General features: G+C 65.7%; 21 protein-coding genes. 14 read left to right on the top strand and 7 right to left on the bottom strand.

The window, feature by feature from the left end; translation table 11 throughout:
* Nucleotides 1-64 precede the first annotated feature (64 nt).
* Complete coding sequence (yihA, locus tag AC58EF_RS00700) at nt 65-712, top strand: ribosome biogenesis GTP-binding protein YihA/YsxC (protein ID WP_497273733.1); 648 nt, start codon at nt 65-67, stop codon at nt 710-712.
* A gap of 101 nt (nt 713-813) precedes the next feature.
* On the opposite strand, the gene AC58EF_RS00705 is transcribed toward yihA, so the two are convergent.
* Complete coding sequence (locus tag AC58EF_RS00705) at nt 814-1218, bottom strand: hypothetical protein (protein ID WP_497273734.1); 405 nt, start codon at nt 1216-1218, stop codon at nt 814-816.
* Between the two features lie 288 nt (nt 1219-1506).
* Between AC58EF_RS00705 and prfB the strand changes: the two genes are divergently transcribed.
* The 3 genes from prfB (at nt 1507) to AC58EF_RS00720 (ending at nt 3730) form a co-directional block, all read left to right on the top strand.
* Nucleotides 1507-2634 carry a peptide chain release factor 2 gene (gene prfB, locus AC58EF_RS00710; protein WP_497273735.1) on the top strand — a complete coding sequence of 376 codons (1128 nt, stop codon included), beginning with the start codon at nt 1507-1509 and terminating at the stop codon, nt 2632-2634.
* Nucleotides 2634-3368 (top strand): class I SAM-dependent methyltransferase, encoded by a 735-nt coding sequence (locus AC58EF_RS00715; RefSeq protein ID WP_497273736.1) that lies wholly within the window; start codon nt 2634-2636, stop codon nt 3366-3368. Before prfB ends, AC58EF_RS00715 begins: the two co-directional genes overlap by 1 nt.
* 65 nt (nt 3369-3433) lie before the next feature.
* Nucleotides 3434-3730 carry a PilZ domain-containing protein gene (locus AC58EF_RS00720; protein WP_497273737.1) on the top strand — a complete coding sequence of 99 codons (297 nt, stop codon included), beginning with the start codon at nt 3434-3436 and terminating at the stop codon, nt 3728-3730.
* A gap of 99 nt (nt 3731-3829) precedes the next feature.
* On the opposite strand, the gene AC58EF_RS00725 is transcribed toward AC58EF_RS00720, so the two are convergent.
* The 3 genes from AC58EF_RS00725 to AC58EF_RS00735 form a co-directional block, all read right to left on the bottom strand.
* Nucleotides 3830-3985 (bottom strand): hypothetical protein, encoded by a 156-nt coding sequence (locus AC58EF_RS00725; RefSeq protein WP_325421939.1) that lies wholly within the window; start codon nt 3983-3985, stop codon nt 3830-3832.
* Between the two features lie 18 nt (nt 3986-4003).
* The gene (locus tag AC58EF_RS00730; protein WP_497273738.1) at nt 4004-4714 is read right to left on the bottom strand and encodes a hypothetical protein; all 711 of its coding nucleotides are present in this window, start codon (nt 4712-4714) and stop codon (nt 4004-4006) included.
* A 118-nt stretch (nt 4715-4832) separates the two neighbouring features.
* Nucleotides 4833-6044, bottom strand: a complete 1212-nt coding sequence (locus AC58EF_RS00735; RefSeq protein ID WP_497273739.1) for a toxic anion resistance protein — start codon at nt 6042-6044, stop codon at nt 4833-4835.
* Nucleotides 6045-6200: 156 nt separating this feature from the next.
* Here AC58EF_RS00735 and AC58EF_RS00740 point away from each other — a divergent pair, with 156 nt between their 5' ends.
* Genes AC58EF_RS00740 through AC58EF_RS00750 form a run of 3 tightly spaced genes read left to right on the top strand, consistent with a single transcriptional unit; the run spans nt 6201 to nt 8951 of the window.
* The gene (locus AC58EF_RS00740) at nt 6201-6521 is read left to right on the top strand and encodes a DUF485 domain-containing protein (protein ID WP_497273740.1); all 321 of its coding nucleotides are present in this window, start codon (nt 6201-6203) and stop codon (nt 6519-6521) included.
* Nucleotides 6518-8209 carry a cation acetate symporter gene (locus AC58EF_RS00745; RefSeq protein ID WP_497273741.1) on the top strand — a complete coding sequence of 564 codons (1692 nt, stop codon included), beginning with the start codon at nt 6518-6520 and terminating at the stop codon, nt 8207-8209. The genes AC58EF_RS00740 and AC58EF_RS00745 overlap by 4 nt, the downstream gene beginning before the upstream one ends.
* Nucleotides 8210-8252: 43 nt before the next feature.
* The gene (locus AC58EF_RS00750; protein WP_497273742.1) at nt 8253-8951 is read left to right on the top strand and encodes a DUF899 family protein; all 699 of its coding nucleotides are present in this window, start codon (nt 8253-8255) and stop codon (nt 8949-8951) included.
* An 89-nt stretch (nt 8952-9040) separates the two neighbouring features.
* Here the strand turns inward: AC58EF_RS00750 and AC58EF_RS00755 are convergent, their stop codons facing one another.
* The gene (locus AC58EF_RS00755) at nt 9041-10591 is read right to left on the bottom strand and encodes a S10 family peptidase (protein WP_497273743.1); all 1551 of its coding nucleotides are present in this window, start codon (nt 10589-10591) and stop codon (nt 9041-9043) included.
* A 284-nt stretch (nt 10592-10875) separates the two neighbouring features.
* Here AC58EF_RS00755 and typA point away from each other — a divergent pair, with 284 nt between their 5' ends.
* The 7 genes from typA to AC58EF_RS00790 all read left to right on the top strand — a co-directional run bounded on the left by typA (nt 10876) and on the right by AC58EF_RS00790 (nt 19364).
* Complete coding sequence (gene typA, locus AC58EF_RS00760; RefSeq protein ID WP_497273744.1) at nt 10876-12711, top strand: translational GTPase TypA; 1836 nt, start codon at nt 10876-10878, stop codon at nt 12709-12711.
* A gap of 171 nt (nt 12712-12882) precedes the next feature.
* Nucleotides 12883-13794: a dioxygenase family protein gene (locus tag AC58EF_RS00765; protein WP_497273745.1), complete on the top strand. Its 912-nt coding sequence runs from the start codon at nt 12883-12885 to the stop codon at nt 13792-13794.
* Nucleotides 13795-13820: 26 nt separating this feature from the next.
* Entirely contained in the window at nt 13821-14606 is a 786-nt protein-coding gene (locus AC58EF_RS00770) for a response regulator (RefSeq protein WP_497273746.1), read from the top strand.
* On the top strand, nt 14603-15919 hold the full coding sequence (locus tag AC58EF_RS00775; RefSeq protein WP_497273747.1) for an ATP-binding protein: 1317 nt from the start codon (nt 14603-14605) through the stop codon (nt 15917-15919). The genes AC58EF_RS00770 and AC58EF_RS00775 overlap by 4 nt, the downstream gene beginning before the upstream one ends.
* A 111-nt stretch (nt 15920-16030) precedes the next feature.
* On the top strand, nt 16031-17350 hold the full coding sequence (locus AC58EF_RS00780) for a NupC/NupG family nucleoside CNT transporter (RefSeq protein ID WP_497273748.1): 1320 nt from the start codon (nt 16031-16033) through the stop codon (nt 17348-17350).
* Nucleotides 17351-17417: 67 nt separating this feature from the next.
* Complete coding sequence (locus tag AC58EF_RS00785; RefSeq protein ID WP_497273749.1) at nt 17418-18464, top strand: DUF1176 domain-containing protein; 1047 nt, start codon at nt 17418-17420, stop codon at nt 18462-18464.
* Between the two features lie 192 nt (nt 18465-18656).
* Nucleotides 18657-19364, top strand: a complete 708-nt coding sequence (locus AC58EF_RS00790) for an HAD family hydrolase (RefSeq protein WP_497273750.1) — start codon at nt 18657-18659, stop codon at nt 19362-19364.
* Between the two features lie 247 nt (nt 19365-19611).
* Here AC58EF_RS00790 and egtD read toward each other — a convergent pair whose 3' ends face one another.
* Together egtD and egtB are read right to left on the bottom strand one after the other, a co-directional pair.
* Complete coding sequence (egtD, locus tag AC58EF_RS00795) at nt 19612-20571, bottom strand: L-histidine N(alpha)-methyltransferase (protein ID WP_497273751.1); 960 nt, start codon at nt 20569-20571, stop codon at nt 19612-19614.
* A gap of 4 nt (nt 20572-20575) precedes the next feature.
* The gene (gene egtB / locus AC58EF_RS00800) at nt 20576-21844 is read right to left on the bottom strand and encodes an ergothioneine biosynthesis protein EgtB (protein ID WP_497273752.1); all 1269 of its coding nucleotides are present in this window, start codon (nt 21842-21844) and stop codon (nt 20576-20578) included.
* Between the last annotated feature and the right edge of the window lie 64 nt (nt 21845-21908).

Here is a 21908-nt window from a genome sequence, read left to right on the forward strand (position 1 = left end):
GACAGGCTTGTCGGGAACGGTGCGCTACGCCTCTCGACAGGCTTGAAGTGAACGGAGTATTGTTATGAACGGCGAAGACCAGGCCGACCTCATCGAGGAAGCGCGCAAGCTCTTCGCCGGGCCGATCGCCTTCCTCAAGTCCGCGCCGGACCTTAAATTCCTGCCCGACATGGCGGTGAACGAGGTCGCCTTTGCGGGCCGCTCCAATGTCGGCAAATCGTCGCTGCTCAATGCGCTGACCAACCGCAACGGTCTGGCCCGCACGTCCAACACGCCCGGCCGCACGCAGGAGCTCAACTTCTTCGACGTGGGCGATCCGCTGCGCTTCCGCCTCGTCGACATGCCCGGCTATGGCTATGCCAAGGCGCCCCGGGATGTGGTCAAGAAGTGGCGCTTCCTGGTGAACGACTATCTGCGCGGGCGGGCGGCCTTGAAGCGCGCGCTGGTGCTGATCGACAGCCGCCATGGCATCAAGGATGTCGACACCGACATGCTCGACATGCTGGACGGTGCGGCGGTCAGCTATCGCATCGTCCTTACCAAGACCGACAAGATCAAGGCGAGCGAACTCGCGGCCGTCACGCAGCAGACCGCCGACGCGATCCGCAAGCGCCCGGCCGCCCATCCCGACATCATCGCCACGTCGAGCGAGAAGGGCATGGGGCTGGCCGAACTGCGCGCCGCGGTGCTGGAAAGCGTGACGCAGGGGTAATATCACCACATCCGTTCGTTTCGAGCGTAGTCGAGAAACGAGAAGCACTGCGCTATCCGCTTCTCGACACGCTCGAAGCGAACGGAGCTTGGATTATCTACTCAGGCCGCCTGCCGCTGCCCAGTCCGGCCCAGTTCCATGTCCATCAATATCTGCACCGATCGCACCGCGCCGCAAAAGGCGCAGGCGACCGCATCGCTGCACGCATGGGCGACCGGCGCGATTCGTCGGCCCTGCAACAGGTTGATCAGCATATTTTCATCCTCCGTCAGGGCCGGCCCGCGTCCGGTCTTCAGCCGACGGCCGAGCATGGTTTCGGTCAGCTCCAGCAGGCTGTCGATCGCGGGCAGCAACTGCGCCCAGCCATGATGGCCGAGCCGCCCGTGCAGCCGGATGAGCACGGGTTGCCCCGCGCGCCGCGCCGCGCTCCAGCAGCGCACGGCTTCAAGGAAAAGATAGAGGGCCGCCGGGCTATGGCGGGCGATCTGCGAAGAGGAATGAGTCATGGGATAGCCTTTTTGTGAAGCCTGTCCCCCTTTGTCCGGCTGCTCATTCTCTGCGGAACGAGTCGGCCCGTAAGTCTGTTAGGACGCTGTTATGTCCTGAAAATTTCACGATGACAGCGGCGGTGACACAGAACGGGCGGGATTTGCGCCCAAATGTCGTGACGCTCGCGCGCGCCAGCGGCTTGACGAACGGCCATTTCCTCAAGAAGGACGGCGGTTCGACAAGATCCGGGCGAAAGTCTAGATGGGATGTTCCCGCTGCCTGGCGGGATGAGTGGAGAAGAGATCATGCGCGCCGAAGCGCAGCAATATATCGACCGTATCGACGCCGCGCTGGACCTGCTGCGCCGTTTCCTCGACTGGGATCGCGCGCTGCGCCGGCTGGACGAGCTGAATGCGCGCGTCGAGGACCCGACCCTCTGGGAGAATCAGCGCCAGGCGCAGGAGGTGATGCGCGAGCGCACCCGGCTCGATTCGGCGATCGGCGCGACCCGCGCGATCGAAACGGAAAAGACCGACACCGCCGAACTTATCGAGATGGCAGATGCCGAAGGCGACGAGGACATGGTGTCCGAAGGCATCGCCTCGCTGAAGGCGCTGGCCGACCGGGCGGACGAGGATAAGATCAAGGCGCTGCTGGCCGGCGAGGCCGACGGCAGCGACACCTATCTGGAAATTCACGCCGGCGCAGGCGGCACCGAAAGCCAGGACTGGGCCGAAATCCTCAGCCGCATGTATCGCCGCTGGGCCGAACGGCGGGGCTTCAAAGTGGAGCTGGTCGATTATCAGGCCGGCGAAACCGCGGGCATCAAGTCGGCGACCTTCCTGTTCAAGGGCGAGAATGCCTATGGCTATGCCAAGACCGAAAGCGGCGTCCATCGCCTGGTCCGCATCAGCCCCTATGACAGCGCGGCGCGCCGCCACACCAGCTTCTCGTCGGTCTGGGTCTATCCGGTGATCGACGACAATATTGATATCGAGGTCAAGGAAAGCGACCTCAAGATCGACACCTATCGCGCATCGGGTGCGGGCGGCCAGCACGTCAACACCACGGACTCCGCGGTCCGCATCACTCACGTCCCCTCGGGCATCATCGTGGCGTCACAGAATGACCGGTCGCAGCACAAGAACCGCGCGACGGCCATGAACATGCTGAAGGCGCGCCTCTACGAGGCCGAACTGCGCAAGCGCGAGGAAGCGGCGTCGACCGACTATGCCGCCAAGACGGAGATTGGCTGGGGCCACCAGATTCGCTCCTATGTGCTCCAGCCCTATCAGCTGGTGAAGGATCTGCGCACGGGCGTCACCTCCACCTCGCCGGACGACGTGCTCGACGGCGCGCTCGACCCGTTCATGGCTGCCGCCTTGAGCCAGAAGGTGACGGGCGAGAAGGTCGATGTGGAGGATGTCGACTGATGCTTCGGGCGGTTGTGGCGGGCACGCTTGTCCTGCTCGCCGCCTGTGACCGGCTGACCGGCGGCAATGAGGCCGATCGTCCCGCCGCCGCGCAGGATTTCCCCCGCGCCGATCGCCCGGTCGCACCGATCGTGTCGACCCGCTGGTCGAGCGAAGAGGCGCGCGACCGCGTCAACGAGGCGGAGGACATCATGGACCGGGCCAAGGTCCGACCCGGCATGACGGTGGCGGATCTGGGCGCGGGAGAGGGCTATTATACCGTCCGCCTAGCCCAGCGCGTCGGCGCCAAGGGCCGCGTCCTCGCCGAAGACATATTGCCCGAAGTGATAGAGGCGCTGTCCCGCCGCATCACGCGCGAGAAATGGGACAATGTCAGCGTCAAGCTGGGCGCACCCGAAGATCCCCGGCTGCCCGAAAACAGCTTCGACCGTATCTTCATGGTCCATATGTATCATGAAATTTCAGAGCCTTACGCCTTTCTCTGGCATCTCAGCCCCGCGCTCAGAAAGGATGGCGAGCTGATCGTGGTCGACGCCGACCGGCCGACCGACCAGCATGGCACGCCGCCGCGCCTGCTGGCCTGCGAAATGGCCGCCATGGGCTTCCGCATGGAGCAGCTGATCCCCAAGCCCACCGCCGGCGGCTATTTCGCGCGCTTCCGCCGCATCGCGGCACGGCCCGATCCGGCCAGCATCGTCCCCTGCGCCTTCACTGGTCCCGAAAAACAGGGTTAACGATCAAATTCAGCGACACCCTTCTTCGCACCTGCGTTAGGCTTGTGCAGTCGGGGAGATCAGCAATGATTGACAACGAGTCCCTGGTCGCCGCGCGTCGGGCGGTGCGCCTCAAATTATTCGAACCGGTGGTGTTGCGGGTTCGCGGCGTTGCCGAGCGCGCGCATCTGCTGGACCTGTCGATGACCGGCGCGCTTGCGCATTGCGAGCATCCCCCTTTCACCGGGGACGCCGTGAGGATCGAGGGAGAGACGCTGGCGGTTGGCGGCCGCGTGATGTGGGTGCTGGGCAAGCGCTTCGGCGTCCATTTCGACCGGGCACTGACCGAGGTGACAGTCCTGCGCGTCGTGGAGGGGAACTAAACAGCTAGGTTTGTCCGAACTGGGTGGGTAGGCGACGCATTCTCCCCTCTCCTTCAGGGGGAGGGGCTATCAAGGTCCGCTTCTGGCCGTTCCCCGCCCTTACCCCTTCCGCCGCCAGCGCCGGAAAAGCGACACGCCCAGGAAACCGCCACCCACCACCGCCGCGATCGCGCCCCCTGCCGACGCCAACGCCCAGGCGCCGGCCGCGAGCAGGCCCGTCAGGAAATCGACGATGATGAGGGTCAGGTGAATCATGTCAGGAACAAGCCGGCGCTAATGCCCCAGTTCCTTGGCTTCCTGATATTTCAGTTCCAGAAACCGGTTCTGGGTCGCCAGCTTGTCGAGGTCGCCGCTTGCCAATGTCTCGGTCATGCGCGCGATTTCGGCGTCGATGACGCCCAGCCCGTCGATCAGTTGCTTCTCGGGAACCCGGCCATTGCGCTCCTCGCGCCGCAACGGCTCGGGGATCGACTGATAGCCGGTGACGAGTTCGGGCAGATGATCGGACAACAGTTTGCGGATTTCCTGCGCGGCCGGTTCCTGCTCGCCCAGCCGTTCCAGCTGCGGCGCCAGCGTCTCCAGCCGCACGCCGATACTGTCGACCAGCGTGACGGCGGGGGCGGGCAGCGCCTTGCGCTGATTTTCCAGCCATATCTCGGTCTTGAGCGGCAGGGCGGTGAGTTCGGTCGCGGCAAGCGCCTCCGTCCGCACCCGGCCTTCCAAGGGCAGGAGCGCGATCAGCAGCACCGCCGCGATCATCACGCCCAGTGCGATCATGACGCCGGTGATGCCCAGCGGCATGACGAATCCCGCCACTGCGCTGCCCAGCACCACCGCCAGCACCGCCCAGAAGGCATATTTGACCTTGCGCATCAGCCCGGCATTGCGGCGCTGGCGTGCGCGTGTGGACAGGCTCTGCCCCCGCTCGCTATGGCGGCGCAGCACGGCTTCGGCATCGGCCAATACGCGGTCGGAGCGGCTCATGCCCCGCCCTCCATCAAAGCCGTTCGGTTCGAGTAGCCGTCGAGCCTGTCGAGACGGTGTATCGAGAACAGTTCTCGACAAGCTCGAACCGAACGGATGGGAACAGAGGGCATCAAAATCACCCCTCGATCGCGCTCAGCAGCGGATTGTCCACGCGCGCTTCCTTCGCGGCCTGCGCTTGCCCCTCAGCGCGAGCGATATAGCCTTTGGACTTTTCCACCTCGTTCGACAGCGTGTTCACCGTCGTCTTCATATTCTCCAGCGCCTTCATCTTGAACGTGTCGATATTGTCCATCGTGTCGTAGATATTCTGGAAGGCGCGCTGGAGCGTCTCGATCGGGATGGTGCTGGACGCGGCCTGCTCATGAATCTGCGCGGTCTGGCTCTTGAGCAGTTCGCCGGTGCGGTCGATCATGTTGGCGGTGGTGGTGTTGAGTGCGGTGATCTGCTCCAGCACCAGCCTTTGCCCGACCAGCGCCTGCGCGACCGTCACCGCCGTGCGCAGCGCGGCCACGGTCGTCGTGCTGGCGCGATCGACGCCCTTCACCAGCTCGACATTATTCTTCTTGACCAGGTCGAGCGCCAGATAGCCCTGCACCGTCACCGCCATCTGCGTCAGCAGGTCCTGCGTGCGCTGGCGGATGTAGAAAAGCGCGCTTTCGCGGATCGCCTTGGCCTTGGCCGGATCGGTCGAATCCAGTTCCAGCGCCTTGGATTCCAGCCGCGCGTCCATCGTCTTGCTGATATGGATCATCTGCTCCAGGCGACCCATGGTCTGCCACATATTCTGGCGTTCCACGTCGATCGCGGCATTGTCCTTGATCAGCACGTCCTTGCCGCTGGCGAGGCTGCCCAGGATCGAATTGATGTGCCCCTGCGCGCTCTTATAGCCGTCGAAATAGTCGCGCATCCTGTTGCCGAAGGGGATGATCCCGAACAGCTTCTTGGGCGCCAGCAGGCTGCCGCGCTTACCGGGGTCGAGATCCTCCACCGTGCGGCGCAGTTCGGCGAGGTCGGCACCGACCTTGGTGTCGCTATCCATCGCGCGCACCGGCCGGTCGAGGAAGCGGTTGCTATGGCCGGCGGCTTCGGCAATTTCCTTGCGGCCCATATTGGTCAGCTGGTCGACCCGCACGCCGAATTCCGGCGAATTGGCGTCCTGCGCGACGAGATCGGCGATGAAGGCGTCGACCTTCTCGTCCAGTTTTGACCTCTTCTCCTCCTCGATCGGGACGAGGCCCGCCGCCTTTTCGGGTGTGACCACGGGCACCGGGTCGGGCGGCGTCAGATTGAGCGTGTCAGCGGTAGCGGTCGGCGCGGTCGAAGCCATGTCATCTCCCAGAAGCCAGTGGCGGCCCTTTGACTGTCATATGTGCATAAAACAGTCGGGCTGCAAGTCTGCGCGCCTGCTATAAAGCCTCCGCCCATGCCATTGCAATCGCTCGGCCGTCGGTTAGCATGGTGGTATGACGGGAGGGGAGGCCGGATGACGCAGCGGAATGAGGATGTCCTGATCGCGGCGGTGGCGGCCGATCCGCGCTATGTCGCGCTGGCGGCGCGGCGGGCGCGGCTGGGCTGGTGGCTCTCCGCCATCATCTTCTTCGCCTTCGTCGGCTATCTGCTGCTGATCGCCTTCGACAAGGCATTGCTGGGCGCCCCGATCGGGGCGGGCGTGACGTCAATCGGCATCCCCATCGGCCTTGGCCTCATCCTGCTCGCGATCGCGCTGACCGGCCTCTATGTCGCCCACGCCAATCGCCATCATGATGCGCAGATGGCGCAAATCCTGAAGGACCATGGGGCATGAGGGCGTGGCTGGTCGCGCTCGCCCTGATTCCAACCCCCGCCTTCGCCGCCGCGCTGGAGGGGGAAGCGCAGCGCCAGCCCGTCAACTGGGTGGCGATCGCCATGTTCGTCGCCTTTGTCGGGCTGACGCTCTGGATCACCAAGGCGGCGGCGGCGCGGACCCGCACCGCGTCGGATTTCTACACGGCGGGCGGCGGCATCACCGGCTTCCAGAACGGCCTCGCCATGGCGGGCGACTATATGTCCGCCGCCTCCTTCCTCGGCATTTCGGCGCAGATCTTCAATGACGGCTATGACGGCCTCATCTACTCCACCGGCTTTCTGGTGGGCTGGCCGATCCTGCTCTTCCTGATGGCGGAGCGGCTGCGCAATCTCGGCCGCTTCACCTTTGCCGATGTCGCTTCCTACCGCTTCGCCCAGCCGCCGGTGCGCAGCTTCGCGGCGGTCAGCACGCTATTGGTGGTCAGCTTCTATCTGATCGCGCAGATGGTGGGGGCGGGGCAGCTCATCAAATTGCTGTTCGGCCTGCCCTATGCGCTGGCGGTGGTGATCGTCGGCGCGCTGATGATGCTCTATGTCCTGTTCGGCGGGATGCGCGCCACGACCTGGGTCCAGATCATCAAGGCGGTGCTGCTGCTGGGCGGGGCCAGCTTCATGGCGCTGATGGTGCTGGCGCAGACGGGCTTCAGCCTCGAAACCCTGTTCGCCCGCGCCGTGGAGGTGAAGACGCAGGCGGCGCTGGCCGACGGCGCCAGCGCCGCCGAAGCCGCCACGCGCGGCCGCTCCATCATGGCGCCGGGCAATTTCATCAAGGACCCGGTGTCCGCCATCTCCTTCGGCCTGGCGCTGATGCTCGGCACGGCGGGCCTGCCGCATATCCTGATGCGCTTCTTCACCGTCCCGGACGCGAAGGAAGCGCGCAAGTCCGTCCTGTGGGCGACCGGCTGGATCGGCTATTTCTATATATTGACCTTCATCATCGGCTTCGGTGCGATCGTGCTGGTGGGGACGGACGCCGGCTATCTGGACGGGGAGGGCGCGCTGCGCGGCGGCGGCAATATGGCGGCGATCCACCTCGCCCACGCGATCGGCGGCAATGCGTTTCTGGGCTTCATCTCGGCCGTGGCCTTCGCGACCATCCTCGCGGTCGTCGCGGGACTGACGCTTTCGGCCGCCTCTGCGGTCAGCCATGACCTCTATGCCACCGTGTTCCGGCATGGCCGAGCCAGTTCGGCGGACGAACTGCGCGTGTCGCGGCTGACGACTTTGGCGCTCGGCGCGCTGGCGGTGCTGCTGGGGCTGCTGTTCGAAAAGCAGAATGTCGCCTTCATGGTCAGCCTCGCCTTCGCGCTGGCGGCGTCGGGCAATTTCCCGGTGCTGATCCTGTCGCTGCTCTGGAGCGGCTGCACCACGCGCGGCGCGGCCTGGGGCGGGACGATCGGGCTGCTGACCGCCTTCGTCCTGACCCTGTTGTCGCCGGCGGTGTGGACCACCACCTTCGGCCTTGGTCCCGCGCCTTTCCCATATAGTTCGGCCGCGATCTTCTCGGTCCCGGCGGGGTTCATCGCCATCTGGCTGATCTCCCTGTTCGACGGATCGCCGCGCGCTGCGGTCGACAAGGCGGGCTATCCGGCGCAGCGGGTGCGGGCCGAAACCGGCATCGGCGCGTTCGCCGCCAGCGACCATTGAACCTTCCGCCTCTCCTCGCGTTGCGTGCGCAAGGAGAGACAGGATGGACCAGCAACTGAAACCCGCAGAGACATTGGCGGCCGGCCGCAAGCCGGTCTTCCCCGGCGAAAGCGACGCCTATGCCAAGGCGCGGCAGGCGCTGTTGGCGGAGGAGATCGAATTTCGCCGCCACATGACGCGCCTCGTCGAGCAGCGTCAGGCATTGCCGCCCGGCCCTTTGATCGGAAAACATTATCGCTTCAAGGACGAACAGGGGTTCGAGGTCGGCCTGTCCGACCTGTTCGGCGACAAGGACACGCTCGTCGCCTATTTCTGGATGTACGGCCCCGAACGCGAGCGTCCCTGCCCGATGTGCACCAACTGGATCGGCTCGGTCGACGGCAACGCCGCCGACATCAAGCAGCGCGTCGCCTACAAGATATTGGGCCGCAGCCCGGTCGAACGGCAATTCGCCTTCGCGCAGGAGCGGGGCTGGCGCAACACCGACTTCGTCCAGACGATCGGGGACGATTATGCGCGGGACCTCGACCTGCTCCAGCCCGACGGCGAATATCCCGCGCTGGTCGTGTTCCGAAAGGATGGCGGCGGCATCCGCCTTTTCTGGATGAGTGAGATGACGCACGACATGGCCGATCCGGGCCAGGACCCCCGCGACGCGCCCGACATCGCCGCGCTCTGGTCGATCCTCGACCTGACGCCGGAGGGCCGGCCGCCGGACTGGTATCCCAAACTACGTTATTGATCATGCACCCGTCATTGCGAGCGGAGCGAAGCAATCCAAGGGCGCGCCGATGGATTGCTTCGCTCCGATCGCAATGACGAGAAAAGGGCTTATCGCGCGCCCTCGGCGTAGTAACGCTCCATGTCGAGCCGCATCTGGTGCAGCGCTTCCGGGTTCAGATAGACCATGTGGCCGGCCGGATAATATTTGAACTGGAGGTTCTGGCGCAGGTTCGGCTCCAGCATCATGTGCTTCAGGTCGCGCTCGGTCGAAAAGAAGGGCGTGGCCATGTCGTACCAGCCGTTCAGGGACAGCACGCGCAGATGCGGATTGGTGCGCATCGCGGCGCTGAGGTCGGCGGTCACATCCGCGACATTCTGCTTGCCGCCATCGGGTGCCTCGTGGCTCCAGTCCCATTTGAAATCGCCGCCCTCGCGCGCGCTCAGGCGATAGCTAAGGTCGGTCTTGTAGCCGATCTGGCGCGTCACCTGATCCAGGAAGCTGCCGACATAGAGGCCGGTGATGCCGGTGCTCGACGGATCATATTCCGGCTCCTCGCCCGCCGCGTCGGCGTCGATGCCCTTGTAGCGGCTGTCGAAGCGCCCGACCGTCTCATGCTCGTCGCGCAGCAATTCCTTGCGGAAGCGGGACAGGCTGACGCGCAGGTTTGCGCGCTTCAGATAATCCACCGACAGGCCAGTGAAGCGGCTCAGTTGCTGGGCGATCCGGTCGGTTTCCTCCGCCGTAATATCTTGCCCCTTCAGCAGCGCCGTGGCGTAGGGACCGTTGGCGAAAATGCGCGATTCCTCGACAAACTGCTCCAGGCTGGCGGGACGGCCGCCGGGCACGCGGTTATGATACCAAGCGGTGGCGGCATAGCTCGGAATATAGCCGACATGGATGGTGTCGAAGCCCGACTGGCGCACGCCGTAATTCATGATCGACGACAGCAGCACCACGCCGTTCAGCGCCAGCCCGCGATCCTCCAACTGATAGGCGAGCGCTCCCGACCGGGTCGTGCCATAGCTTTCGCCGAAAATATATTTGGGCGACGCCCAGCGCCCATTCTTCGTGGTGTAGCGGATGATCGCCTTGGCGAAGGCGTCGACATCCTGGTCCACGCCATAAAAGTCGGACGGCTTGGCATCCCCCAGCGGCCGGGAATAGCCCGCGCCGATCGCATCCAGATACACCATGTCGGTGCTGCCGATCAGGCTGTCATTGTTCGGGCCGACATCGAAGGGGGCGGGCTTCACCGCCTCGGGATTGCTGGTGCGCACATGCTCCGGCGCGAAGCTGCCCATGCGCAGCCACAGCGACGAGGAACCGGGACCGCCATTGTAGAAGAAGGTGACGGGGCGGTTCTTACCCGCAGCCGTATAGGCGGTGTAGAACATGCTCGCGACCGGCTTGCCCTTTTCGTCGCGGATGGTGAGCGTGCCGGCGGTCTGGGTGTAGGGGATGCTCTTCCCATCGACGCGGGCCGTGCCCTTGCCGCTCTGGGTGACTTCCTCGACCGGCGCGCTGGCCCAGTTGGCCGCGACCTGCTCGGCCACCTTGTCGGCATGTTGCTTGGCGGCGTCGGGCGCGTCCTTCTGCGCGAGAGCAGGGGAGGAGAGGGCGATGAGAGAAGCGAAGGCGAAGGTGGCGGCAGACCGCATGAGGGGAAGGCTCCTTGCAGGATATGGTATATTATCAGCGACGCTCGGCACCATAGAAAGCTCGTCATTTGGGGCAAGGAGTTATTGCACCAATGTATAGCAGCGTTCGACCTCCGGTCTGCTTCTCCGGGGAAATCTTCGTCGGATCGGTCGACCCGCCCCGTCAACCCGTCCGTCGTCCACCTGTCACCCTTGCCGCAACGCATCATTTCCTGTAGGGGCGCGCCCGAAGCCTCTGCGCGGCCTAGTGTCGGCCAGGGGAGCCCATATCCCGAAGGCCCATCATGTCCCTGCGTAACATCGCGATCATCGCGCACGTCGACCATGGCAAGACCACGCTCGTCGACCAGCTTTTCCGCCAGTCCGGCACCTTCCGCGACAACCAGCGCGTCGAAGAGCGCGCGATGGACTCCAACGACCTCGAAAAGGAACGCGGCATCACCATCCTGGCGAAGCCGACCTCGGTCGAGTGGACGCCGCCGGCCGGTGGCGAATCCGTTCGCATCAACATCGTCGACACCCCCGGCCACGCCGACTTCGGCGGCGAAGTGGAGCGCATCCTCTCGATGGTCGACGGCGTCGTCCTGCTGGTCGATTCGTCGGAAGGCGCGATGCCGCAGACCAAGTTCGTGACCGGCAAGGCGCTGGCGCTGGGCCTCAAGCCCATCGTCGTCGTCAACAAGGTCGATCGTCCCGACGAGCGCATCCAGGAAGTGCTGGACGAAGTGTTCGACCTGTTCGTGTCGCTCGACGCCACCGACGAACAGCTCGACTTCCCCGTCCTCTATGCGTCGGGCCGCAACGGCTACGCCAATGAAGATCCGTCGGCGCGCGCCGGCACGCTTCAGCCGCTGTTCCAGAAGATCGTCGACCATGTGCCGCCGCCGGCGCTGGACGTCGACGCGCCCTTCACCTTCCTGGTGACGCTGCTCGACCGCGACAATTTCCTCGGCCGCGTGCTGACCGGCCGTGTGACCAGCGGCAAGGTCAAGGTGAACCAGGCGATCCACGCGCTCGACATGGACGGCAATGTGATCGAAACCGGCCGCGCGTCGAAGATCATGTCCTTCCGCGGCCTCGACCGCGTGCCCGTGGACGAAGCGCAGGCGGGCGACATCATCTCGCTCGCGGGCCTGACCGTCGCAACCGTGGCCAACACCATCGCCGACACCGGCGTCAGCGAACCGATCCAGGCCCAGCCGATCGATCCGCCGACCCTGTCGATGCGCTTTGCCGTCAATGATTCGCCGATGGCCGGCCGCGAAGGCAGCAAGGTGACGAGCCGCATGATCCGCGACCGTCTGGAGCGCGAAGCCGAATCCAACGTCGCCATCAAGGTGACGGAGAGCGAGGACAAGGACAGTTTCGAAGTCGCCGGCCGCGGCGAACTCCAGCTGGGCGTGCTCATCGAAACCATGCGCCGCGAAGGGTTCGAGCTGGGCATCAGTCGCCCGCGCGTGCTGTTCGGGACCGATGAGGACGGCAACAAGACCGAGCCTTATGAAACCGTCATGATCGACGTCGATGACGAATTTTCCGGCACGGTCGTCGAGAAGATGAACCTGCGCAAGGCCGAGATGACCGACATGCGTCCCTCGGGCGGCGGCAAGACCCGCATCACCTTCTCCGCTCCCTCGCGGGGCCTGATCGGCTATCATGGCGAATTCCTGTCCGACACGCGCGGCACCGGCATCATGAACCGCCTGTTCGAGAAATACGGTCCCCACAAGGGCAAGATCGAAGGCCGCAAGAATGGCGTGCTGATCTCGAACGGCGCGGGCGAGGCCAATGCCTATGCGCTCGGTCCGCTCGAAGAGCGCGGCGTGCTGATGGTGGGCGTGGGCGAAGCGCTCTACGAAGGCATGATCATCGGCGAAAACGCCAAGACCGAAGATCTTGAAGTCAACCCGATGAAGTCGAAGGCGCTGACCAACTTCCGCGCGTCGGGCAAGGACGACACCGTCCGCCTGACCCCGCCGTGGAAGATGACGCTGGAACAGGCCATCGCCTATATCGACGATGACGAGCTGGTCGAGGTGACGCCCAAGACCATCCGCCTGCGCAAGCGCTACCTCGACCCGAACGAGCGCAAGCGCATGAGCCGCGCCAAGGCGGCCTGATCGCTTCTGAATGGCTTTGAAAAGGGGCCGCTGTCGCAGGGCAGCGGCCCCTTTTCGTTTCGCCCCGTCATCCGCCGTTACAAATCGGCTACATTGCGCAATCGCGCCGCGACATGGCGCCGCTACAGCCTGCCCTTGGGAGGGTCCGCAAGGACAGAAGGGACTGGGTAGATGAGCGGAACGACGGACGAAGCGCACGACCATGGGTTGCTGCACGATCTGGAACGGATGCGCGCGCTGGCGCGGGAGAGCATCGGGCGGCGGCGCACCTTGCGTCTGCTCTTTTCGGCGAGCGGCGCGGCGCTGATCGGCGCGTGCGGTGGCGGTTCAGGCAGCAGCAGCTCGACGACCACCGCGACGCCGACCCCCACGCCGACCCCGACTCCCACACCAACGCCGACCCCCACGCCGACGCCGACGCCGACCGGCACATGCGTCACCGATCCGGAGGAAACCAACGGGCCCTATCCGGCGGACGGCTCCAACAGTCGCAACGGCACGGTCGTCAATGTGCTGGATGACAGCGGCATCGTCCGCAGCGACATCCGGTCGAGCTTCGGTTCGTCCACCACCACGGCAACCGGCCTTTACACGCAACTGACCATCACGGTGGTCAACACCAACGGCAGTTGCGCGCCGCTCGAAGGCTATGCCGTCTATATCTGGCACTGCGATGTCGAGGGCGACTATTCGCTCTATGACCTGCCCAGCGAGAATTATCTGCGCGGCGTCGGCGTAACCGACGCCAATGGCCAGGTGACGTTCACCACCATCTTCCCCGGTTGCTATGATGGGCGCTACCCGCATATCCATTTCGAGGTCTATGCCAGCGCGGCGCGGGCGACCAGCTATTCCAACCGGTTGCTCTGCTCGCAATTCGCGATGCCCGCCGCGGCGTGCAGCACGGTCTACGCGACCAGCGCCTACAGCAGCAGCCGAACCAACTATGCCGGCGAAAGCATCAGCAGCGACGGCATCTTCGGCGACAATACGACCGCGCAACAGGAAGCAATGACGATCAGCATGACCGGCGACACCACCAACGGCTTCACCGGCACGGTGACGGTCGGGCTGGCGATCTGACCGGCGCTGGGACAGGAATGGCGCGGATGCCTTTGCAGCTGACCCCTTCACCCGATATGCTGGCCGCCACGATGGATGGTTCACGCATATTGGTGGTCGACGATGACGCGGACATCCGCGCGCTTCTATCCGATTTTCTCGAACAGCATGGCTTCGCCGTGACGGCGGTGGCGGACGGGGCGGGCATGGACCGCGCCCTGTCGGCCCAGGATTTCGACATCGCCGTGCTCGACGTCATGATGCCGGGAGAGGATGGCCTGTCGATCCTGCGGCGGCTGTCGGCGCGCGGCGGATTGCCCGTCATCATGCTGTCGGCGATCGGCAGCGACGTCGACCGGATCGTCGGGCTGGAAATGGGGGCGGAGGATTATCTGCCCAAGCCCTGCAACCCGCGGGAACTGCTCGCCCGCATCCGCACTGTGCTGCGCCGCCACCGCCGCCAGACGATGGAGCCGTCAGTCGCGGGTGGGCAGCGGCTGCGCTTTGCCGGCTGGCAGATCGACATGGGCGCGCGCCTGCTGACCGATCCCGACAATGTCGTCGTCACCCTGACCGATGGCGAGTTCCGCCTGCTGCGCGCCTTCATCGAACATCCGCGCCGGGTGCTGAGCCGCGACCAGCTGCTCGACTATTCGGCCGGCAGCGAGAGCGAGAGCTATGACCGCGCGATCGACGTGCAGGTCAGCCGCCTGCGCCGCAAGCTGGAGCGCGGCGCGAAGGGAGAGGGGGCAAGGGGAGAGGGCGTTGACGAGCTGGTCCGCACCATCCGCAACGAAGGCTATATGTTCACGGCCGAGGTGCGCCCGGCGTGAATCCCCGCCTGGATCGCTTCAACCCGTCGATCCTGACGCGCATCGTCGCGCTGGTCGCGGCGACGCTGCTGTTGGCGCTGGGCGCGATGATGCTGGTCGCCTTTCGCGGCCCGCCGCCCCATGCCCGGCCGATGTTCCTGACGGAGGCGGCGCAACTGTTGCGCGCCGGCGCCGGCGGCCCGTCGGCCTGGAGCGTCACCCGCTATCGTTCCGACCGGGCGCCGGCGGCCGAACCGGATCAGCAGATGGACGCGCAGGCGCAGGCGCAACTCGCCGCGCTGCTGGGCGTCCCGGTTCAGGATGTCCGCCTGCTGCGCGATCGACCGCCACCTCATATTCGCGACATGGCGATGCGGGCGGAACGGGAACAGGGACCGGTCATGCTGCGCCGCGCCTTTGTGCTGGCGCAGCGGACCGGCGACGGCTGGACCGTCATCCAGGCCTGGCAGGGTGCCAATCTGCGCTGGTACGCTATCACCTTGTCGCTGATGGCGGGCATTTTCATCCTGTTGCTGCTGCCGGCCTATTGGGTCGCGCGGCGCATCACCCAGCCGATCCGCCAATTGGCGGAGGGCGCCGCGACCGAAAGCCCCGAGCGCGCCGAGCCGCTGCCGCTCACCGGCCCGCCGGAGGTGCGCGCCGTGGGCGCGGCCTATAATTATATGCGCGCGCGCATCGCCGACTATCTCAACGAACGCACCGCCATGCTGGTGGCGATCGCGCATGATCTGCGCACGCCGATGACGCGCCTGTCCTTCCGGCTGGAGCAGCTGCCCGACGCCGCACGCGCAAAGGCGCAGGCGGATGTCGAGGAAATGCGCGCCATGGTGACGGATTTGCTCGATTATATGCGCGGCGGATCTGCGGGTGCGGAGAGGGTGCGCATCGACCTGTCCGCCATCGTCGAGACGCTGGCCGACGATCTCGCTGACATGGGACAGGATGTGACCGTGACGCGGAGCGCGCGCGCCGTGGTGCGGGGCGATGCGGTGGGGCTGCGCCGCTGCGTGGCCAATCTGGTGGAAAATGCCGTCCGCTATGGCGGCTCGGCCCGCATCGCCATTGCGGTCACGGGCGGCCGGATCACCGTCGCGGTCGAGGATGACGGACCGGGCGTCCCCCCCGACACGATCGACCGGCTGTGCGAGCCCTTCTATCGCGGCGAAGTCTCGCGCAACCGGGAAACCGGCGGCGTGGGGCTGGGGCTGGCGATCGCCCGTTCGATAGCGGAAAGCCATGGCGGCGCGATCGGCTTCGCCAACCGGGCCGAAGGCGGCCTGCGCGCCAGCTTGGCGCTGCCGCTGGACCAGTAGGTCCGGCGCGACGACGCCCGCCGATCAGGTCGTTGATCGCCAAAGCGGCTGGCCATCCCCATGCCGCGCCCATATAGTCGCGCCGTTTGTCATTTCCCGCGAAAGCGCTTCATGCATCTTCTCATCGGCCTTGCCGGCATTCTGCTGATCCTCGCCATTGCCTTCGCTCTTTCCTCTGACCGCCGCGCTATCAAACCGCGGGTTGTGGGCGCGGCGTTTCTGCTTCAGGCGGGAATCGCGATGCTGGTCCTCTATGTCCCGGCGGGCCGCGCCGTCATCGGCGGCATGTCGCATGGCGTCGCCAATCTGCTCAGCTATGCGCAGGCGGGCACCAACTTCATCTTCGGCCCGCTGGCAAAGCCCGAAATCGGCGGGGCCAGCTTCGCCATCGCCGCGCTGCCGGTGATCATCTTCTTCGCCAGCCTGGTGTCGATCCTCTATTATCTGGGCATCATGCAGTTCATCGTCCGCTGGGTCGGCGGCGCGATCGAGACGGTGACGGGCGTGTCCAAGGTGGAAAGCCTGTGCGCCGCCGCCAATATCTTCGTGGGCCAGAGCGAAAGCCCGCTCGTCATCCGCCCCTATCTGGCGGGCCTGAACGGTCCCCAGCTTTTCGCGGTGATGACCAGCGGCATGGCCGGTGTCGCCGGCACCATCCTTGCCGCCTATGCCTCGATGGGGATCAAGATCGACTATCTGCTCGCGGCCAGCTTCATGTCCGCGCCCGGCGGCCTGCTGATGGCGAAGATCATGATGCCCGACGTGCGCCCGGCGCAGATCGAGCTGCCGCTGGGCGACCATCCCGACGTCCATCTGCCCGAAGCCCGCATCAGCGGCGCCGGTCCCGCCGCGCTGCTGCCCGAAGGGACGCCGGGCGAACCCATGCCCGTCGCCACCCATGATGAGGAAAAACCCGCCAACATCATCATGGCCGCGGCGCAGGGCGCGCAGACCGGCGTCAAGCTCGCCGTCGCCGTGGGCGCCATGGTGCTCGCCTTCGTCGCGCTGGTTGCGTTGGCGAACGGCATCCTCGCGGGGATTGGCGGCTGGTTCGGCTATCCCGATCTCAGCTTCCAGATGCTGCTCGGCTATGTTTTCTCGCCGGTCATGTATCTGCTCAACATCCCCTGGAACGAAGCGCAGGTGGCGGGTGGCCTGTTCGGCACCAAGGTCGTGCTCAACGAATTCGTCGCCTATATCAATCTCGGCCAGGTTCAGGGTCAGCTGTCGCCCGCGACCATTGCCGTCATCACCTTTGCCTTGTGCGGCTTCGCCAATTTCAGCTCGATCGCGATCCAGATGGCGGTGACGGGCAACCTCGCCCCCAATCAGCGGCCGATGATCGCGAAGCTCGGGCTCAAGGCGCTGGTCGCGGGCAGCCTCGCCAATCTCATGAGCGCGGCGCTGGCCGGCCTGATGCTGAGCCTTTGAACCAAATCAGGACGCACCCGTAACGGAAGCCCTACCGCTCGGGTTCATAATCCGCTATGGTTAACGCATGGGGGCAAAATTATTTTTCATGGCTGCTGTCGCGGCCTTGGGCTGGTCGGCGGTCGGCGCTGCGCAGGCGCCGAAGCCCGGCACATTGGAAACCTATAAGGACTGGACCATCGGGTGCGACAATCGCAACCGATGTGAAGCCGTGTCGCTCCTGCCCGACGGCGGGGAATGGCCGGACAATCCAGTGATGGTCGGCGTGGCGCGCGGCGCTGGGCCGGACGCGGCGGTCGAAGTCTGGGTCAGCCGCGATGCCAAGGGCGGGGGCGATGTCAGCTTCCATGTCGACGGACGCATGGTGGCGAGCGTCCCGAGCAAGGATGGCGAAGCGACGTTGCGCGGGCCACAGGCCGCGGCGCTCGCCATCGCCATGGCGCGGGGCGCCGTGCTGGAGGTGCGCGCCGGCAACCGCCTGCTCGGCCGGCCCTCGCTCGCCGGATCGGGCGCTGCGCTGCGCTACATGGATGCACGGCAGGGGCGGGCCGGCACCAGCACCGCGCTGGTCGCGACCGGCGCATTGGGACCGCTTGCTGTGCGTGCCGCGCCGCCCACGCCGGAAATCCGCCGCGCTCCCGTCCCCGCCGGCGCCGCGCCCGCGTCGCTCTGGCGCGAGGAACTGACCGCGCTTGGCAAATTCACCGGCTGCGCCGACGAGATGCGCGGCGCCCAGCCGCCCGAACTCCACCGCCTGTCGAAGACCGAGACGCTGATCCTGGTTCCCTGCGGCAACGGCGCCTATAATTTCACCTCGGTTCCAGTCATCGCCACGGGCATCGCCGGCCGCCGCGCCTTTCGTCTGGCAAGCTTCGACTATAAGCCCGGCTGGAGCGAGGAGGAGGCCAAGCCGATGCTGGTCAATGCCGGGTGGATCGCGGACAGGTCGCTGCTCCAGAGTTTCGCCAAGGGGCGCGGCATCGGCGATTGCGGCGGCGGCGAAACCTATGTCTGGGACGGCGTCCGTTTTCGCCTGACCGAAGCGACCAGCATGGGCGAATGCCGCGGCGCTTGGCACTGGATCACCACCTGGTCGGCGCGGGTGACGGAGTAAATTCCAACCTCCGTTCGTTTCGAGAAACGAACGGAGGTCTATCCGCTTCTCGACCTTGGCCTGTCCTGAGCGCTTGCCTTGGCAGGCAGTCGAAAGGCTCGAAGCGAACGGAGGTTGAAGTCTCCAACCCGCGCAACCGCCGCTGTGCGCTTTGCAATGGAAACGGCACGCCTGCTTGCCCATATTGCGCCCATGGCTTCCTCTCCCCGCCAATCCGCCCCTTCGCTTCCCGCCTCGACCCTGCCGGACCCGATCCGGGCCGTCATTTTCGACATGGACGGCACGCTGATCGATACCGAGGCCGCGCATCGCCGGGCCTTTGCCGAAACCGGGCTGGCGCTGGGCTGGCCGATGTCGGACGAATTGCTCCTTTCCATGGTCGGTATCCATCGCGACGAGAATGAGCGGATGCTGGCCCGCCATATGGGACCGGACTTCCCGCTGGCGCGCTTCTATGCCGACAGCGACGCCCTGTTCGAGGCCGCGGTCGATGCCGGCATCCCGCTGCGTCCCGGCGCGCTGCTGCTGCTGGAGCATCTGGCGCGCAGCGGCATCCCGATGGCGCTGGCCACCTCGACCGCCGCGCCCTATGCGCAGCAGCGGCTGGAAAGGAGCGGCCTGCTCCATTATTTCGACGTCATCGTCACTCGCAGCGACGTGGAACGGCCCAAGCCGCATCCCGAACCCTATCTGCTGGCGGTGGAGCGGCTGGGCGTCGATCCGGCCGTCTGCGTCGCGGTGGAGGACAGCCATGCCGGCGTCCGCTCGGCGAGCGCGGCGGGCATCGCTACGGTCATGGTTCCCGACCTGCTGCCGCCCACCGAGGAACTGATCCTCGCCTGCGCGCGGATATTGCCCAGCCTCACCGACCTGCGCGATCTGCTGCTTGCGACGGAGTAGGGTGGATTACGGAACGTCTGCTTTTTCATCCTCCCCTGCAAGGGAAGGTGGCAGGCGCGTAGCGCCTGACGGAGGGGTGTCACCCTCTCGATAGCGTCGATCAGGTCGGTCATGCCCCCGGCATGACCTTCAACTGCCGGGGGCAGTTGAACCTGATCGAACCCCTCCACCACTTCGTGGTCCCCCTCCCCTTGCAGGGGAGGATTTTATCTCCGCAAATGGCCGCTCTTCGTTTATCGGCCTTACTCTAACTCGCCTCCGCCAGCACCAGCGCGAACAGTCCTTCCGGGTCCATCCATTCGCGAACCGGCTCCCACCCGCCCGCGCGCAGCAGCAGCCGTTCGTCGCGCGCGCCATATTTGTGGCTGCTCTCGGTATGGATCGTCTCGCCGGCCGCCATGCCGAAACATTGGCCTGCGACGTGGAAATGGAGCGGCCGCACTGCCTCCAGATGCATTTCGATCCGCGCCTTGTCGTCGTTCCAGATCGCGCGATGGGTAAAGCCGTCGATCGGCAGGTCGCCCTCCAACTCGCGATTGATCCGCTCGACCAGATTCAGGTTGAACGCCGCCGTCACCCCGGCCGTATCGTCATAGGCCGCCACCAGCCGTTCGCGATCCTTGATCCGGTCCATGCCGATCAGGAGCATCGCATCCTGCCCCAGCAGCCGGCGCATCGCCCGCAGCAGGTCGACCGCCGCATCCGGTTCCATATTGCCGATAGTGGAGCCGGGGAAGAAACCCAGCCGGGGCAGTCCCTCCACCGCTCTTGGCAGCTCCAGCGGGCCGTTGAAATCGCCGACCAGCGGCAGCACCGGCAGGTCGGGAAAGCCCTGCGCCAGGTCGGCGCTGCTCGTGTGCAGAAACTCGCCGCTGATGTCGATCGGCACATAGGCGGCGGGCGCGATCGCGCGCAGCAGATGCGGCGTCTTGCGCGCGCTGCCCGCGCCGAATTCCACCACCGCGCGCCCTTCGCCCACGGCCGCCGCGAAATCCGTGCCATGCGCCTTGAGCAGAGCCGTCTCGGTGCGCGTCGGATAATATTCGGGCAGGTCCGTGATCTGTTCGAACAGTTCCGACCCGCGCCGGTCATAGAACCAGATGGGCGGCGTCGCCTTGGGGGTGCGCGACAGTCCTTCGACGATGTCGCGGCGGAAGGCGGGGTCGATGCCGCGCGCCAGCGCCGGCGCTTCTTCCGTCAGCAGCATAGGTCTAGAGATCCTTGGCCAGCCGCAGCCCGGTGAACTGCCAGCGTTGGTGGGGGTAGAAGAAGTTGCGGTAACTCGCCCGCACATGGCCGCGCGGGGTGGCGCAACTGCCCCCCTTCAGCACGAACTGGCCGGACATGAACTTGCCATTATATTCGCCGACCGCACCGGGCGCCGGGCGAAAGCCGGGATGGGGGCGATAGGCGCTGCCGGTCCATTCCCACACATCGCCGAACATCTGCGTCAGCGTGGCGCTTTCCTCCGCCGGCCGGGGGCGTGGGCAGGCCGGGCCGTCGAGCAGGTTGCCGCTCGCCGCCGCGACATTCTGCGCCGCGCTTTCCCATTCCGCCTCGGTGGGCAGGCGCGCGCCCGCCCAGCTGGCATAGGCGTCGGCCTCATACAGGCTGATATGCGTCACCGGCGCGGCGGGATTGACCGGCTGCCGTCCGTCCAGCCCGAAGCGCGTCCAGCCCTGCTCGCCCCGCTTCCAGTAAAGCGGGGCCTCGACCTTCTCCGCCTGCACCCAGGCCCAGCCGTCCGACAGCCAGTGCGCCGCGGTCCGGTATCCGCCATCCTCGATGAAGGCGATCCATTCGCCATTGGTGATGGGCCGATGCGCCAGCGCATGGGGGTGCAGCAGCGCCTTGTGGCGCGGCCCCTCGCAATCGAAGGCGAAGCCGGCGCGTCCGTCCTCGCCGATCTCGACCAGCCCCTGCCGCCCCTCGATCCAGTGGAGCGCGCCCGGCAAATGGACCGGCGCGGCGCTCGGCGCCTCGAACAGCGCCGGTTCCAGCGGATTGAGGGAGAAGAGATGGAGCAGGTCGGTCAGCAGTAATTCCTGATGCTGCTGCTCATGATGCAGGCCCAGCGTCACCAGCGCCCGCGCCGGCTGCGGCAACAGGCCGAGCGCGGCGAGCAGCGCCGCGTCGACATGGGCGCGATAGGCGCGGACATCCGCCAGCGACGGCCGGGTCAGCATACCGCGCAGCGACCGGTCGTGCCGGGCGCCTTCCGCCTCATAATAGCTGTTGAACAGAAAGGCGTAGCGCGGATCGAACGGGCGATAGCCGCTCACATGGTCGCGCAGCACGAAGGTTTCGAAAAACCAGCTACTATGCGCCAGATGCCATTTCGCCGGAGAGGCGTCGGCCATCGACTGGACTGTCGCGTCGGCATCGGACAAAGGTGCGGCCAGGGCTTCGCTGAGCGCCCGCACCGCGCGGAAGCGCTCCTCCAGATCATCCTGCCGGGCGTCCGTCCAGCTTCTGGCCATATCCGCCTTTCCCGATACGGTTGCACCGTTCTCTTAATGGAAAGAAGCGCATGAAAGGGCAGGG

The sequence above is a fragment of the Sphingobium sp. WR1 genome, assembly GCF_059693745.1.

Excerpts from the sequence above, each read along its gene's own strand:
- yihA (WP_497273733.1), top strand. The coding sequence starts at position 65 with ATGAACGGCGAAGACCAGGCCGACCTCATCGAGGAAGCGCGCAAGCTC.
- AC58EF_RS00705 (WP_497273734.1), bottom strand. The coding sequence starts at position 1,218 with ATGACTCATTCCTCTTCGCAGATCGCCCGCCATAGCCCGGCGGCCCTC.
- prfB (WP_497273735.1), top strand. The coding sequence starts at position 1,507 with ATGCGCGCCGAAGCGCAGCAATATATCGACCGTATCGACGCCGCGCTG.
- AC58EF_RS00715 (WP_497273736.1), top strand. The coding sequence starts at position 2,634 with ATGCTTCGGGCGGTTGTGGCGGGCACGCTTGTCCTGCTCGCCGCCTGT.
- AC58EF_RS00720 (WP_497273737.1), top strand. The coding sequence starts at position 3,434 with ATGATTGACAACGAGTCCCTGGTCGCCGCGCGTCGGGCGGTGCGCCTC.
- AC58EF_RS00725 (WP_325421939.1), bottom strand. The coding sequence starts at position 3,985 with ATGATTCACCTGACCCTCATCATCGTCGATTTCCTGACGGGCCTGCTC.
- AC58EF_RS00730 (WP_497273738.1), bottom strand. The coding sequence starts at position 4,714 with ATGAGCCGCTCCGACCGCGTATTGGCCGATGCCGAAGCCGTGCTGCGC.
- AC58EF_RS00735 (WP_497273739.1), bottom strand. The coding sequence starts at position 6,044 with ATGGCTTCGACCGCGCCGACCGCTACCGCTGACACGCTCAATCTGACG.
- AC58EF_RS00740 (WP_497273740.1), top strand. The coding sequence starts at position 6,201 with ATGACGCAGCGGAATGAGGATGTCCTGATCGCGGCGGTGGCGGCCGAT.
- AC58EF_RS00745 (WP_497273741.1), top strand. The coding sequence starts at position 6,518 with ATGAGGGCGTGGCTGGTCGCGCTCGCCCTGATTCCAACCCCCGCCTTC.
- AC58EF_RS00750 (WP_497273742.1), top strand. The coding sequence starts at position 8,253 with ATGGACCAGCAACTGAAACCCGCAGAGACATTGGCGGCCGGCCGCAAG.
- AC58EF_RS00755 (WP_497273743.1), bottom strand. The coding sequence starts at position 10,591 with ATGCGGTCTGCCGCCACCTTCGCCTTCGCTTCTCTCATCGCCCTCTCC.
- typA (WP_497273744.1), top strand. The coding sequence starts at position 10,876 with ATGTCCCTGCGTAACATCGCGATCATCGCGCACGTCGACCATGGCAAG.
- AC58EF_RS00765 (WP_497273745.1), top strand. The coding sequence starts at position 12,883 with ATGAGCGGAACGACGGACGAAGCGCACGACCATGGGTTGCTGCACGAT.
- AC58EF_RS00770 (WP_497273746.1), top strand. The coding sequence starts at position 13,821 with ATGCCTTTGCAGCTGACCCCTTCACCCGATATGCTGGCCGCCACGATG.
- AC58EF_RS00780 (WP_497273748.1), top strand. The coding sequence starts at position 16,031 with ATGCATCTTCTCATCGGCCTTGCCGGCATTCTGCTGATCCTCGCCATT.
- AC58EF_RS00785 (WP_497273749.1), top strand. The coding sequence starts at position 17,418 with ATGGGGGCAAAATTATTTTTCATGGCTGCTGTCGCGGCCTTGGGCTGG.
- AC58EF_RS00790 (WP_497273750.1), top strand. The coding sequence starts at position 18,657 with ATGGCTTCCTCTCCCCGCCAATCCGCCCCTTCGCTTCCCGCCTCGACC.
- egtD (WP_497273751.1), bottom strand. The coding sequence starts at position 20,571 with ATGCTGCTGACGGAAGAAGCGCCGGCGCTGGCGCGCGGCATCGACCCC.
- egtB (WP_497273752.1), bottom strand. The coding sequence starts at position 21,844 with ATGGCCAGAAGCTGGACGGACGCCCGGCAGGATGATCTGGAGGAGCGC.